The organism is Arthrobacter sp. PL16, assembly GCF_035985055.1.
Lineage (GTDB): Bacteria > Actinomycetota > Actinomycetes > Actinomycetales > Micrococcaceae > Arthrobacter_D > Arthrobacter_D cheniae.
The window spans coordinates 444,758-458,023 of sequence record NZ_JAXCIC010000002.1; the positions used below are offsets into that span (position 1 = coordinate 444,758).

Annotated in this window: 14 protein-coding genes and 1 riboswitch; of the genes, 8 read left to right on the forward strand and 6 right to left on the reverse strand. The window is 63.4% G+C overall.

Translation table 11 applies throughout. The annotated features are described in order from the left end of the window. Positions 1-113: 113 nt before the first annotated feature. Positions 114-917 carry a GAF and ANTAR domain-containing protein gene (locus RCH21_RS05735; protein WP_326963555.1) on the reverse strand — a complete coding sequence of 268 codons (804 nt, stop codon included), beginning with the start codon at positions 915-917 and terminating at the stop codon, positions 114-116. Between the two features lie 271 nt (positions 918-1,188). Further along, positions 1,189-2,397: a CapA family protein gene (locus tag RCH21_RS05740; RefSeq protein ID WP_326963556.1), complete on the reverse strand. Its 1,209-nt coding sequence runs from the start codon at positions 2,395-2,397 to the stop codon at positions 1,189-1,191. Positions 2,398-2,589: 192 nt separating this feature from the next. Between RCH21_RS05740 and RCH21_RS05745 the strand changes: the two genes are divergently transcribed. Then, the gene (locus tag RCH21_RS05745) at positions 2,590-3,426 is read left to right on the forward strand and encodes a GAF domain-containing protein (RefSeq protein ID WP_326963557.1); all 837 of its coding nucleotides are present in this window, start codon (positions 2,590-2,592) and stop codon (positions 3,424-3,426) included. Between the two features lie 12 nt (positions 3,427-3,438). Here the strand turns inward: RCH21_RS05745 and RCH21_RS05750 are convergent, their stop codons facing one another. Further along, complete coding sequence (locus tag RCH21_RS05750; protein WP_326963558.1) at positions 3,439-3,744, reverse strand: ANTAR domain-containing protein; 306 nt, start codon at positions 3,742-3,744, stop codon at positions 3,439-3,441. A 261-nt stretch (positions 3,745-4,005) separates the two neighbouring features. Further along, a complete protein-coding gene (locus RCH21_RS05755) occupies positions 4,006-4,281 on the reverse strand; it encodes a hypothetical protein (protein WP_326963559.1) in 276 nt (91 codons plus the stop codon). 369 nt (positions 4,282-4,650) lie between these two features. On the opposite strand from RCH21_RS05755, the gene RCH21_RS05760 reads away from it, so the two are divergent. From RCH21_RS05760 to RCH21_RS05780, 5 genes are all read left to right on the forward strand, one after another. Then, positions 4,651-5,403, forward strand: a complete 753-nt coding sequence (locus tag RCH21_RS05760) for a DUF7793 family protein (RefSeq protein WP_326963560.1) — start codon at positions 4,651-4,653, stop codon at positions 5,401-5,403. 55 nt (positions 5,404-5,458) lie between these two features. Further along, positions 5,459-6,100, forward strand: coding sequence for an ABC transporter permease (locus RCH21_RS05765; RefSeq protein ID WP_326963561.1), 642 nt, complete (start codon positions 5,459-5,461; stop codon positions 6,098-6,100). A 64-nt stretch (positions 6,101-6,164) separates the two neighbouring features. Further along, complete coding sequence (locus RCH21_RS05770) at positions 6,165-7,412, forward strand: ATP-binding cassette domain-containing protein (protein WP_326963792.1); 1,248 nt, start codon at positions 6,165-6,167, stop codon at positions 7,410-7,412. A gap of 70 nt (positions 7,413-7,482) precedes the next feature. After that, positions 7,483-8,247 (forward strand): ABC transporter permease, encoded by a 765-nt coding sequence (locus RCH21_RS05775; protein ID WP_326963562.1) that lies wholly within the window; start codon positions 7,483-7,485, stop codon positions 8,245-8,247. Continuing rightward, positions 8,244-9,281 carry a glycine betaine ABC transporter substrate-binding protein gene (locus RCH21_RS05780; protein WP_326963563.1) on the forward strand — a complete coding sequence of 346 codons (1,038 nt, stop codon included), beginning with the start codon at positions 8,244-8,246 and terminating at the stop codon, positions 9,279-9,281. Before RCH21_RS05775 ends, RCH21_RS05780 begins: the two co-directional genes overlap by 4 nt. A 25-nt stretch (positions 9,282-9,306) precedes the next feature. Here the strand turns inward: RCH21_RS05780 and RCH21_RS05785 are convergent, their stop codons facing one another. Then, entirely contained in the window at positions 9,307-10,545 is a 1,239-nt protein-coding gene (locus RCH21_RS05785) for a cobalamin-independent methionine synthase II family protein (protein WP_326963564.1), read from the reverse strand. A 370-nt stretch (positions 10,546-10,915) separates the two neighbouring features. After that, a riboswitch (SAM riboswitch) is annotated at positions 10,916-11,041 on the forward strand. Positions 11,042-11,069: 28 nt separating this feature from the next. On the opposite strand from RCH21_RS05785, the gene RCH21_RS05790 reads away from it, so the two are divergent. Together RCH21_RS05790 and RCH21_RS05795 are read left to right on the forward strand one after the other, a co-directional pair. After that, entirely contained in the window at positions 11,070-11,249 is a 180-nt protein-coding gene (locus tag RCH21_RS05790) for a hypothetical protein (protein WP_326963565.1), read from the forward strand. Further along, entirely contained in the window at positions 11,246-11,683 is a 438-nt protein-coding gene (locus RCH21_RS05795; RefSeq protein WP_182976831.1) for a PIN domain-containing protein, read from the forward strand. The genes RCH21_RS05790 and RCH21_RS05795 overlap by 4 nt, the downstream gene beginning before the upstream one ends. Before the next feature lie 80 nt (positions 11,684-11,763). On the opposite strand, the gene RCH21_RS05800 is transcribed toward RCH21_RS05795, so the two are convergent. Further along, positions 11,764-13,218: an FAD-dependent oxidoreductase gene (locus RCH21_RS05800; protein ID WP_326963566.1), complete on the reverse strand. Its 1,455-nt coding sequence runs from the start codon at positions 13,216-13,218 to the stop codon at positions 11,764-11,766. Positions 13,219-13,266 lie beyond the last annotated feature (48 nt).

Genomic DNA, 13,266 nt, shown 5'->3' on the forward strand with positions numbered 1-13,266 from the left:
AGGACCGCCGAGACGTGTCTCCAGCGACGACGATCGTGAATCGAGCTCTGCACGCCACGTCATCAGCCCGGCCGGGACCGAGGCGAAAGGGAAGCCAGGGACCCGCTCAGGATCTAGTCGAAGTGCGTGACCGGCGGTTCGTCGCTGACGGTGGAGAGGAGTTCCCGCGCAAGATCGCGCAGTTTCATGTTCCTGTGACTGGCAGCGGCTTTGAGGATCGTCACGGCTGCTGACTGGCTGCACATGTTCTGGCCCATGATGATGCCCGCGGCGAGGTCGATGGTGGTCCTCGACTCCAGTGCTGCGCTGAGGTGGGCTTCCTTGTCGGACAGGTAAGCGATACGGACCGCCAGGCGCAGCGATCTGGAAGCCTCACGAGCGAAGATCCTGGCGGCTTCGGTGGCGTCCGGCGTGAATCCGTCCGTCCGGTCGGAGTAGAAGTTCAGCCCACAGTCCGCTTCCCCTTCCAACGGAATGGGAATGCCGAGGATGGAGAGCATTCCATGTGCAGTGACGGCTGCGAAGTATTCAGGCCAACGCCCGTCGGTCCGCGTGTCACGGACATGGACGAGCGCCTGGGTGCGGGCGGCTGTGAGGCAGGGCCCGTCACCGAATGCGTACTGGATCTCATCGAGTTCCAGGGCTGCCCGGCTACTGCTCGCGAGAGTTTCAGCGTGGCGCGGCCGCAGCAGGGTTATGCCGCAGAACACCTCGTGGCCCGGCCCGGACAACTGCTTCGCGGCCACCCGCGCCAGGTTGTCGAGGAAGTGCTCGACATCGATGCTTTCGAGGACCAGGTCCTGCAGGTACAGGGCTGTATTACCCAGCAGTTCAGCGGAGTAGCCATCAGCCACCACGTGCATCGGGTCGAGGATCACGTGTCCGGGCTGCAACGGAGCCTGAGTATTGTCATTCATGACTCTCCTTAAGCGGAGATCGATTTCCCTGGCGTGACAACGCTCGGAAAACCCGAAACGCGGCGGTCTTGAAACCTGTTCCGCTTTCTACTCGATAACTGTGCCCAGACTACGCCCTACACCGGTGAATGTTCCCGCGAGGAGCAGCGGGGGCTGATCGGACTGCACCGTTTTTTTCATCCTTTTTCGACCTCGGCATAAATGTCGTACTTCGTCCCCTCCGGTCCATCCGCGCGAATGGTATGGACGTTGTGGCTGCGGTGTCGCGAGGTCAGTAGCCGGCAACTGCGCTCGGAATGGTCCATCGCCTGGCCCCGGCCTCCCTGGCCCCGAGCGACTCCACGACGCTGCGGGTCCGCTCGGCCGCTGCTGCGTCACGCTCCGGCGACGAGCAGCCACTACCCGGCTGATCAGGGGACAGAGCACACCACCGGTAGGGGGCGGCGACGATGAGGGAGGGCAGCCAGAGCAACTCGGACACCGACCACGTACCTTCGTCATTGCGGCTGAAACTGGCGCGGACCATCAACCCTTCATTGTTGACGTCGTAGAGGGGAGAGAGTTCCGTGACCGCGTTCCCCAATCCGTAGACGATCCATGTGCCGTTGTACTTCTCGATCGGTTGCACGGCGTGGGCGTGGTGTCCATAGATGAAGTCGAAGTCACCGCTATCGGCCAATGCGTGTGCGGACTCCACCTGCAGCGAGTTCGGTGCGATGGCGTATTCATCGCCGGCGTGAAGTGCGGCAAGGACTATGTCGGCTCCCTCGGCCCGTGCGGCCCTGGCCTTTGCAATCATCGCGGGTACGTCGATCATGTCGACCCGCCACGGCTGGTCGGGAACGAGACCGTTCAATCCATACGTCCCCTCGATCAGGGCCACACGAGCCTCGGGCTGATTGATGACCAGGACTTCGTCGGCGTCATCCTCGGTGGCGTAGGACCCGGTGTGTTCCAGTCCCGCGGCATCCAATGCGGCAAGCGTCCGCAGCAGCCCTGCCGTTCCCGCATCGATGCTGTGGTTGCTTGCTGAGGTGCAGGTGTCGTACCCGACCTCAACCGCCGCGGCCAGGATCTGCGGAGGGACGTTGAACCGGGGGTAGCCGCTGAAGGGTCCTTCGGGCTCGGCGACGGGCGTTTCGAGATGGCAGATGCCGAGGTCAGCGGTCGCGAGATATGGCCGTTGGGAGGCGAGAAGGGGTTCGAAGTCAAGGGGATCCCTGCCTGTCACGGCAGCATCGGCTGCGGCTTGGTCCCAGAGCTGCGGGTGTACCAGAAGGTCTCCGGTGACGACGACGCTCAGGCAATCGGCGCAGCGCTGCGGAGAGTGCGCACTGGTCGCGGTCGACGGAGTCGGGCCGGAACTCGGGGCAGGTTCGTCGTCCGGATCGGACGAGGTGCAGCCGCCGCTCAATAACACGACGGCGATGAGCAGTGTGGCTCGCCTCAGGGATGATGTGCGACGACGCGGGCTGCCCATCTACTCGACGCTACCAAGGGGCACCGTCAGATCCCATCGAAGGATTCGTGGATATGGAAGTGGTGCGCATTCCCATCGGCTTACTACTGTGGAAGTAGTAAGCCGACTGATGAGCGTGTGCGGCCTACTAGGATGGGAACAACGACGACGATCAACGGCTTGGGCGGAGCTGTCGGCACGGAGGTTCCGGATATGAACGCGCAAGCACAGATTCAGCAGATAAAAGAGGTCCTGTCAGCAACGGCATTGAACCTCGAGGACGTCTGGATCAATTATTACGGTATGGGCGGCGCGGTGTCGCGTTTCGAGCTCGAGGCGTACCTGGGCGGGCTCCTGGTGCTCGAGGAGGAACAGTGCGATGTGCTGGCAGACGCCATCAACGATCTCCTGTCCCAGGTCGGTGCCAGAGGCCGGATCTCGCGCTGCTCGGACGACAGGGCGGCGCAATCTCCAGCTAGTTCCCGCCGTGCGCTCGGCGTCGCGGGCGCGTTCCTGCTGAGTGCCGAGGAGCAGGAACAGGAACGCCTGGACGCAGTGACCCGCACCCAGCTGCTGGATACGGGTCAGGAGGAGCGATTCGACCGGATCACACAGGAAGCGAAGGACTACTTCGAGGTCAGCTCCGCGATCGTCACGCTGATCGATGACCGCCGTCAGTTCCTCAAATCCGTGATCGGGCCGGTTCAACAGAACATGCCGCGGGAGATCTCGTTCTGCAATGCCACGATCCGCAATGCCGGTCCGCTGATCGTGCGGGACGCGCTGGAGGATGAACGGTTCAGGAACAATCCGTTGGTGCGGGGAGAGCCCCACATCCGCTTCTACGCCGGGTACCCGCTGCGCGGACCGGGCGGGTGGACCATCGGCACCCTCTGCGTGATCGACCAGCAACCACGCGAGTATTCCATGCGGGACGGGCGGAAACTGCGGAATCTCGCCCGCAGGGTCGAGGACGAGATCAACGGACCGCGGATACTCCCGGACTCCGACCACAAGCCGACTCAGGGGGCGGCTGCGGAACCGCAGTAGCCGGGCCTCGGATCACCTGTCGAAGTGCGTCCGGACCGGTCCTGTCTGACCGAGGGATGCCAGGAGTTCGTCGGCGAGGTCCCGCAGTCTGGTGTTGCGGCCCTGGCCGGCGGTGCGCAGGATCGCAACTGCTTCAGCCTGGCTGCAGCGGTTCTGGCCCATGATGGCCCCGACCGCGAGATCGATCGCCGTCCGGGATTCCATGGCTGTTCTCAGGTGCTCGGAACTGTCACTGAGGGTCGCGATCCGCACGGCTAGCCGCAGGGATTTCGAGGCATCCCGAGCGATGCCTTCTGCAACGGAGATGCCCGTGTCCATGAACGAATTCGCTTCCGTGGAATAGAAGTTCAGGCCTGCGCTCGCCCCGGATTCCAGGCGGATGGGGATTCCAAGGGCAGCGCGGATGCCGTGGCCGGCAATAGCCTCGCGCTACCGCGGGAACCTGGACTCGGTGGCGAAGTCGAAACTGGGAGTCGTCACAACACGGGTACCCGATATTGAGACCGGAATCAGGAGAATTCGAGGGAGGGTCGACAAGCGACAGGTGGAAAAGTACTGACCGGAGCTCCTGCAGAACTCCTAGACAGCTTCTATGGGGCGAACCATTTCCTGACCATGATCGGAGGATTGCGAGGGCGCGCTCGATGGTTCCGGAGTGTCGATGAGGTCGCGCCGGTCGAGTTCCTCCGTCACCTCTTCGTTGCGGAATTCTGTTTCCGGATCGGCTGCACCGTCGTGCACATACTCGTAGGTCAGCTCGCGCTGGATCTTGCTGTTGACGGCTTCGACCTGCGGGAGGTCGAGCGACGTCAGATCCTCGGGGAACGAATCCGACGGAGTAAGCCTGGTACTCATGGGGACGCCTATCGACGGGAAAAGAACACGATGAAACCTAGGCCCTTGTGTTGAACCACAGCTGACCACGCCAGCAAACATCATCGTACTCGCCCGGTGGACGAGTGCTGCGTGAGCGAGGACGAACCGATCCGGTCCCGGTAGGACGTCACCGAACGGTCGAAACCTCCGCTGGGCAGGACGACGACGTCAACCTTCCATTCCGTCCATGGACTCCTGTCCCCAGCACGTGAATTCCTGGAATTTCTACCTTCGTCGCCGGTTGAATGTCGGGGCATGCGGGACGACCATGGCACTAGTGCCGGGGACCGGCATGAACTGGGGGAGACGTTGATGGGTTCGGGACCACATTCTGTGCAGCGCTTCACCTTGAGTGATGACGGAGATTTCCTGCGCTTGCGGTGGGCTCCCGGCGTCACCATGCAGGCTGAAGACATCCGCTCGACAATTGCTGCTGTCACTGCTGCATCTCCCCGAGGTAAGCGGCCCTTGTTGGTGCACATCGGTCTGGTGGAGCGGATCTCGCTCGAAGCCAAGCAGCTCCTCATGAATGACACCTGTTCCACCCGCACCGCCGTCGTGGGGGTGGACGACGTAGGCAGGGTACTCACTGCATTCAATTACAGGTCTGTCACTCCCAGCCGGTACTTCACGAAGGAAGCCGACGCCGTCGCCTGGCTCAAAGAGGAAAGAGATGCAGGGAGCGTTTCCGCCACAGCGGACCCTTTCACTGCGGAGATGCGGGGAGAGGTGCTGTGGCTTGAATGCGAAGCTGACACGGATGTCGACAACACTGTCGCAGCAGCCGTGGTCAGCCGGGTGAACCACCTCAGCCCGTCCGTCCGTCCGCCGATGCTCATCCGCCTCAATCACCTGATATCGCTGACGGAGGAAGCGCAGCACACGCTGGCGACCGGGCTCGATATCGCAGCTCTGGCGATAGTGGGAGCCGAACCAGGAGACCCGCTCATCACGGCCTACTACAAACAACGGCATCACCCTCCCTACCCCACCAGGCACTTCACAACTGTCGGTAGCGCACAGGAATGGCTGCGAGGAATTCCTGTCGTCGACGTGCTGCAACTACCTTCGCAACCAGCAACTCCGTCATCTCTCCTCTAGAGTGCTCAAGAGGCACGGTGGTAGGACAAGCAAGGAACGACGAAGGGGTACCGAGGTGTTCGAGTTCGTGGAGAGCCGGTTCGACCAGATCCTGTTCGCGAGCTGGCAGCACTTCTCGCTGGTGGCGCAGTGTCTGATAATTGCGACGGTGCTGGCGGTAGTCACCGCAGGGCTGGTGTACCGGAGCCCGGCGTTGCGGTCGGCAGCGAACAGCGTATCCGCCATCGGTCTGACCATTCCTGCCTTCGCCCTGGTGGGGTTATTGATCGCACCGTTCGGGTTCGGCGTCGTTCCCGCGGTCATCGTGGTCGTGTTCTTCGCCGTCCTACCGATCCTGCGCAACGCCGTGGTGGGACTGACGAGTATCGACCGTTCCGTCATCGAGTCGGCACGAGGCATTGGAATGACCCGCTTCCAGGTATTGAGACGTATCGAGCTCCCTATGGCGTGGCCGGTGATCCTCGCGGGTATCCGTGTGTCCGCGCAGATGGTGATGGGAATTGCAGCAATCACCGCTTATGTCCTGGGCCCGGGTCTTGGCGGGTTCATCTTCACCGGTCTGTCCCGACTTGGGGGAGCGAACTCCCTGGAATCCGTGGTGACCGGCATCGTTGCGGTCATCATCCTGGCCCTCATCCTTGATTTTCTCCTGGTCGGTCTGGGCCGACTCACAATCTCGCGAGGTATCCGTGTCTGACAAAGCACCTTCTACACAGCTTCCCGATGCCGGTTCCGGCAGTTCAGCCGACGGCGGCAGGTCCATCACCGGGGCGAGCATCCTGCTGGACAAGGTCACCAAGCGCTACCCGGGCCAGAGCAGAGCGGCCGTCGACGGTCTGACGATGGAAATTCCTGCAGGGAAGATCGTCATGCTGGTCGGGCCGTCCGGGTGTGGGAAAACCACCACACTGAAGATGATCAACCGCCTCATCGAACCCACCGAGGGCAGGATCGTCCTTGACGGGGACGATGTCACAGGGATCAACGGTGATTCGCTGCGTCGTCGAATCGGATACGTCATCCAGGCCGGTGGCCTCTTCCCCCACATGAGTGTCGCGGCGAACATCGCGATCGTCCCGAAGATGCTGGGCTGGAGCAGGGACCGGATAGCGGCACGTGTCGATGAGCTCCTCGAACTGGTTTCCCTCGATCCGGTGCAGTACCGGGACCGGTACCCGAGGGAACTCTCCGGGGGCCAGCAGCAGAGGGTCGGTGTGGCCCGTGCCCTCGCAGCTGATCCGCCGGTGCTCCTCATGGACGAGCCCTTCGGCGCTGTGGATCCCATCACACGGGTCCGCCTGCAGGATGAGCTGATCAGCATCCAACACGAGCTCCAGAAGACCATCGTGTGCGTGACGCACGATTTCGACGAAGCCGTGAAGCTCGGCGACTGGATCGCGATCTTCACGGAGGGCGCACAACTCGTGCAGTACGACACCCCGGAGCGCATTCTGGCCGAACCCGCCAATGAATTCGTGGAGAACTTCATCGGATCGGGTGCCGGCCTGAAGCAGCTGACCCTCACCCGCGTAAACGAGGTGGACCTCCAGTCAGCGGTAACCGCTGAACCCGGGACGCTCGCGAGTGATGTGCTGTCGCGCCTCGATGAGCGCGGTCATGATCACGCCGTCATTCTCGATAGCAGGAACCGGCCGCTCCAGTGGCTCTCACGGCGTCAGCTCAGTCGCCTGGAGCGCATCGGTGCGGATCGGGACGCTCGGCTTCCCCTCGTCGGGGAGCGCGCATCTCTCAATGACGCCCTGGACATCATGCTGGTCTCCAGCGTGGGCGCAGCCCTCGTCACTGGTGGCAGGGACAGCTTCCGCGGTGTGATCGACGTCGAAACCATCATGGACGCAATCAGCAAGGCCCACGAGCGTGCGCGGACTTCGCACGCGCACGGCAAGCCGGTAGGCATCAACACCAACTCCATGGACGCCATCACTGCTCCTCGACCCGCTGGACCGGAGCCCCTTCCTCCTGAAGACGGGAGCCGCGACGGTGAGTGAACAGACACCACCAGGGTCCCGTACCGGAACCGGGGCGCCGCCCCCGGCTGGGGCGCCCCAGGGTCCGGCGATGGGCGCGCAGACAGTGGCTCTTGCAGCTGACGCGGCCGGGCTGTCCTGGCGGCCGTTGCTCCTTCAGCTGGGTGGAATTCTCCTCGCGGGTATCCTCCTCGCTGTGTGGCTGGTCGCCGCGGATCTGACCCCGACGGAACGAACGACACTGAGTCCCGCCTCCCTTGTCGTCTATACCCGGGAACATCTCGCTCTGACATTGCTGTCAGCACTGATCGTGCTGGTGATCGCCGTCCCGCTCGGCATCATCCTCACTCGCGGACCGTTCCGAAGACTCACCGGACCGGTGCTGGCCGTGGTGAATATCGGGCAGGCCGCGCCGGCGATCGGTCTCGTGGTGCTGCTGGCGGCCTGGCTCGGTTTCGGCTTCCGGGCCGCAGTGACGGCGCTCGTGCTCTATGCGCTGCTCCCCGTACTCAGGAACACGATGGTGGGCATCAATCAGGTCGACTCCAGGCTGGTCGAGGCCGGCCGTGGGATGGGGATGAGTGCGTTGTCCGTCCTGTTCCGGGTCGAGTTGCCGCTCGCCGTCCCGATCATGCTCGCAGGAATCCGCACGGCACTCGTCCTGCTGGTCGGCACAGCAGCGCTTGCCACCTTCATCAACGGAGGTGGCCTCGGCATCCTCATCACCACCGGCGTCAACCTCAACCTGCCCCGCGTGCTCGTGGCCGGTGCAGTGATCGTCGCGCTGCTGGCCCTGCTGATCGACTGGGTGGGACGTGTCGTCGAACACCTCGCGCGCCCGAAAGGACTCTCATGAGCACGACGAAGACCAGGTACTCCCGATTGTCCTCGGCCGCCAGGCGCGGTCGGGTCCGATATGCCGCGGCGACGCTCGGAGTCGTGGTCGGTGGTGTGGTCCTCACCGGCTGCGGGCTCCAACCCGCCACGTCCTACGTGCCTGACGCAGGCGCGGGGAGCATCGAGCCGATCGAGGGTGTCGATGGTGCACCGCTGACCGTGACCTCGAAGAACTTCACGGAGCAGCTGATTCTCGGCAAGATTTCGGTGCTGGCCGCACAGGCCGCAGGCTTCGACGTGACGGACCTGACCAATGCTCCCGGTTCGCAGCCCGTACGCGACCTCGTACTCACCGGTGAGGCGGATTTCACCTGGGAGTACACTGGTACGGCCTGGTTGGCGTTCCTGGGTGAGGAAGCCGGCATCGCGGACCAGGAGGAGCAATGGACTGGCGTCCGGGATGCCGACCTCGCGAACGGACTCGTCTGGGGTGCGCCTGCACCACTGAACAACACCTATGCCATGGCTGTGCGCACCGAGGCGATCGAGGAGCTCGGTGGTATCACCACCATGTCCGGGCTCGCGGAGCTGCCTCCGGAGGAGCGCACGTTCTGCGTCGAAGCGGAGTTCAATTCGCGGGCCGACGGAGTGACACCGATGCTCGAGCACTACGGGCTTGAGCGCGGCGTGGCTACCGGTGTCCCGGACGAGAACATCGGCATCTACGACACCGGCGCCGTGTATACCGCGACCGACAACGGTGCCTGCAACTTCGGGGAGGTCTTCGCCACCGACGGACGTATCGACGCGCTCGATCTGACCCTCCTCGAGGACGACCTGAACTTCTTCCCCGCCTACAATGCCGCCCCGGTGTTCTACGAGGAGACGCTGGAGCGGTACCCGGAACTCGAGGACGTCTTCGCCCGGATCGCGCCCACACTGACCGACGAGGCCCTGAGGAGTATGAACCTGCGCGTCGACGTCGACGGCGAAGAACCAGCAGACGTCGCCTTCGAGTTCATGATCGACAACGGGTTCATCACCGAGCCCTGAACCCGCCGGTCTTGGACCCTGCCGGTCAGACCACCGTGGCGGAGCGGGCGAAGAGCCGGTCCGACGCGATCCTCGCGCCGCGGCCCAAGGTCTCGAGCTTCGCGGCAGCGATTTGCGGGTGGATTCTTCCGCCCAACCCGCAGTCCGTGCCCGCGACGACGTTCTCACGGCCCACCAGGCGTGCGAAGCGCTCGATGCGCTGGGACACCAGTTCCGGATGCTCGACGACGTTGGTCGCGTGTGAGACGACACCGGGAACCAGTACCTTCCCGGCGGGAAGGCTGATGTCCTGCCACAGTGCCCATTCGTGTTCATGGCGGGCGTTCGCGGCCTCGAAGGAATACGAACCGGCGTTGATACCCAGCACGAGGTCCACGATGTGGCGGAACTCGATGTCCGTGGTGTGGGGACCATGCCAGGACCCCCAGCAGACATGGAACCGAATCTGGTCCTCGGGCAGCCCTTCGAGGGCGTAGTTCAGGGCGTCGACCCGGATCTGCGTGAATCGCTGGTAGTCCTCGATGCTGGGTTCCGGATTGATCTGGTCCCAGTTCTCGGCGATGGACGGGTCGTCGATCTGGACGATCAGTCCTGCGTCGACGATGGCACGGTATTCCTCCCGCAACACGTCGGCCCACGCGTAGATGAATTCCTCCTCGCCGGCGTAGTAATCATTGCCGATCCTGCTTGCGGACCCGGGCGAGAGGGCCGTGATGAACCCGGTCGGTATGTCCGCAGTCTCCAGACCCGCTTTGAGGTTCGCGATGTCACTGGCCAGCGCGGCCTGCCCGGTATAGGAGATCGGACCCGTCGCAGAGGGGAACGCCGTGGCGTTCCTGCCGATCTGGATTCCGCTCTCGGGATCCTGGTAGGCGGAGGCGAAGCGGGTCCAGTCACGCCGGTCGGCGAACGAGGTCAATCTGATAGCGCCGGGTTCACTCCGGACGGGTTCGGCGAGGATCGGGTTGAAGTCCGTCAATTCCAGACCCGCCGTGCGCTGGAAACTGTAGGTCCACCACGCCCCGTAATCCACGGCGTTCGACATCGCCTTGCCGTACTCACCGTCACCCGGGATGGTGATTCCCAGGTCCTTCTGGCGCTGAACGAGGTCCACCACCGCTGCGGTGAGCAACCCTTCGAATTCGGGTCCGCGTTCCAGGGTGAAGCCGTCCTCGGAGAATGTCCTGGCGGCGTTCGCTGCAATGAGTTCCGGCGTACGGGGCAAGGAACCCGCGTGGCTGGTGTGGATGCGATCGAGTGTCATGATGCTGTTCCCTTCCATCGGTCCTGCCATTAGCACCCTTTCGGACAGGGGGTCCGGGGGAAGCTGCAGCGTCATGGAGGCAGGTCTCTCAGCTGCTCTGGATGGTGTGGCTTAGGGCTCTAAATCCACCGGTGACGTAAGGCACGCCCCCTCCACGGCCAGAGGCCGAGCACCAATCGGAGGGGCTGCCCACCATCATGGACGACGATCAGGGCGCATGAAAAATCAATTGCGTAATGTTCCCCAGCAATTCGTCCTCGGAATAGGGGATCGTGCTGTTATCGCCTCTCTCCTCGGAACAGCCGTCTGTTGCTCGCCATGACCTCCGGTATTTTCTTTGCCGAGCGATACGTGGTTATACTCGCAGCAGCTTCATGAATTGTGGCCGTCAAGCTCCGACTTGGCCACATACCAACCCTGCGCTCGTTGGGTGGTTCGGATGAGGAAGCGGCCCGCATTCACTCCCAGGAGTATCTGGTGCGGGCAAGAGCTCGCGAAAGGATGCGGCCCAGCGTCGCCCGCCCATGGCTACTCCCACTGATGACCCTTCGCCTCACCAGGCCCAACCTTCCGCAGTCAGCATCCACGACTACGAGGTACTGATCGCGCCGCGGGAGGCATTCGTGGATTTTCTTCTCGGCCCTCATCCAGCCGTTGGCCGCACGGGTGTCGCCGGTTCGGCCCCGTCGACGTCCGAGGCGTGAAGCGCACCAGCGGACTCCTCCTGGACACCGACGTCATCGTGCATCTGCGGAGCTCGGACCCCGACCCGGCCGTCATCGAATTCCTCGAAAGACGGCGACACCTGCGGATATTCGTGTCGGTCCTGACTATCGGAGAGCTGCATTCGCTGATCCGGGATGAGCACTTTCGTGGAGTGGGGAATTGGCTTCACGAGTTCACGGAGCGGTACGGTGCGCATATATTGCCCGTTGATGCCGAGGTTGCTGCTCTTTGGGGCCCGATGTCCGGCAATGCCGGTGTCCCGGCGATCGATTCGCTCATTGCCGCTACTGCCCTGCAGAAAAGCCTTGCCATCGTATCCGGGAATGCCGAGTTGTACCGGGCCTTGGCGGTGCCGGCCATCAACCCATGGATAGGCAATAGCGACAGCGATGCGGCGGCGCTTGCTCCGTAATCACCTCCTGGCTCTACGAGGGGCCCGAACCACGGGCCCCTCACGGGTCCGTGGCGAGTTTCACGCATAAGACAGCGGCATCACATGGCGTGGGGGAGACCCAGCCGTCCGCTGACGTAAACCATCTCTTCGCGAGAACCTACTTTGATCCGCTCACGTAGCACGGGGCGCCCGTCCACAGTCGATACGTTGTTCTCGCCAAGGAGTTTTTCGTGGGCATCCAGTCTCAGCCACCCCTCCCACGTGGTGTACTCCAGCGAGCGGGCCTTCAGTAGACGTTCCATATCCTCCCCGCGCGACGGTGAATCGTGGAGGAGGGACGAGGAGTCGGCGAGGAGGCATTCGATCGTTTCCGATGCGTCACTCTTCGTATGGCCTATCAGACCGACGGGTCCGCGCTTGATCCAGCCCGTCGTGTAGAGCCCTGGTACCCGTTGCCCGTCCGCGCCCAGCACGCGGCCTCCCTCGTTCGGGAGCACCCCCCGTGAATGATCGAAGGCGAGGCCCTGCAGCGGTGATCCGAAGTACCCCACTGCCCGGTAGACGGCCTGCACCGGGTAATCGGCGAACTCTTCGGTGCCCTTCGCATGACCCGAGCCGTCGAGTTCGTTGCGCTCGAAACGGATTCCGGTAACCCGGCCGTCCTGTCCCAGGACCTCGACGGGGGTGTGGAGGAAGTGGAGGTGGAGCCGACGGGTGGCACCGGTGGGTTCGTCCTCCACGAGCCAGTTCGTGAAGGTCTTGACCATCGTTCTGGTCTGGTTGTTGTCGGCGATCTGCTGCTCGGAGGCGGCGTCGAATTCGAAGTCCTCGGGGTAGAGCACGATGTCCACGTCGCGGGAGTGCGACAGTTCGCGGAGTTCGAGCGGTGTGAACTTCACCTGGGCAGGTCCGCGCCGCCCGAAGACATGGACGTCCGTGACGGGCGAAGCCCTGAGTCCCTCGTACACGTTGTCCGGGATCTCGGTGGTGAGGAGGTCGTCGGCCTGCTTGGTCAGCATCCGGGCTATGTCTAGGGCGACGTTGCCGTTACCGATGACGGCGACCTCCCTGGCCTCCAGTGGCCAGGTTCGATCGACGTCAGGGTGGCCGTCGTACCAGGAGACGAAGTCGGCTCCGCCGAATGATCCTTCGAGTTCGATGCCGGGGATGTTCAGGTCCGCGTCCAGTATTGCCCCGGTGGCGAAGATGACCGCGTCGTAGTGTGCCCGGAGGTCCTTGAGGGTGATATCGGTGCCGTAGTCCACGTTCCCGAAGAACCGGATACCGCCGCGGTCGAGCACTTTGTGGAGTGCGTCGACGATCCCCTTGATCCGCGGATGGTCCGGAGCAACGCCGTACCGGATGAGCCCGTAGGGTGCCGGGTAGCGGTCGAACAGGTCGATCCTGACCTCGAGCAGGCCGGTCTCGACGGGCTTCGACTTGGTCAGGAGATCGGCGGCGTAGACGCCTGCCGGTCCGGCCCCGATGATCGCGACCCGCAGCAGGCGGGCGGGGCTTCCGGAAGGCGTGGGAATGGGCGCGCTGGTGGACATGGGAGGGTTCCTTCGATCGTCGATGGAGTGCCGGGCAGGGCGCGGAAT

Coding starts and splice junctions, on each gene's coding strand:
- RCH21_RS05735 (WP_326963555.1), bottom strand. CDS start 917: ATGAATGACAATACTCAGGCTCCGTTGCAGCCCGGACACGTGATCCTC.
- RCH21_RS05740 (WP_326963556.1), bottom strand. CDS start 2,397: ATGGGCAGCCCGCGTCGTCGCACATCATCCCTGAGGCGAGCCACACTG.
- RCH21_RS05745 (WP_326963557.1), top strand. CDS start 2,590: ATGAACGCGCAAGCACAGATTCAGCAGATAAAAGAGGTCCTGTCAGCA.
- RCH21_RS05750 (WP_326963558.1), bottom strand. CDS start 3,744: ATGGACACGGGCATCTCCGTTGCAGAAGGCATCGCTCGGGATGCCTCG.
- RCH21_RS05755 (WP_326963559.1), bottom strand. CDS start 4,281: ATGAGTACCAGGCTTACTCCGTCGGATTCGTTCCCCGAGGATCTGACG.
- RCH21_RS05775 (WP_326963562.1), top strand. CDS start 7,483: ATGGGCGCGCAGACAGTGGCTCTTGCAGCTGACGCGGCCGGGCTGTCC.
- RCH21_RS05780 (WP_326963563.1), top strand. CDS start 8,244: ATGAGCACGACGAAGACCAGGTACTCCCGATTGTCCTCGGCCGCCAGG.
- RCH21_RS05785 (WP_326963564.1), bottom strand. CDS start 10,545: ATGACACTCGATCGCATCCACACCAGCCACGCGGGTTCCTTGCCCCGT.
- RCH21_RS05790 (WP_326963565.1), top strand. CDS start 11,070: ATGGCTACTCCCACTGATGACCCTTCGCCTCACCAGGCCCAACCTTCC.
- RCH21_RS05800 (WP_326963566.1), bottom strand. CDS start 13,218: ATGTCCACCAGCGCGCCCATTCCCACGCCTTCCGGAAGCCCCGCCCGC.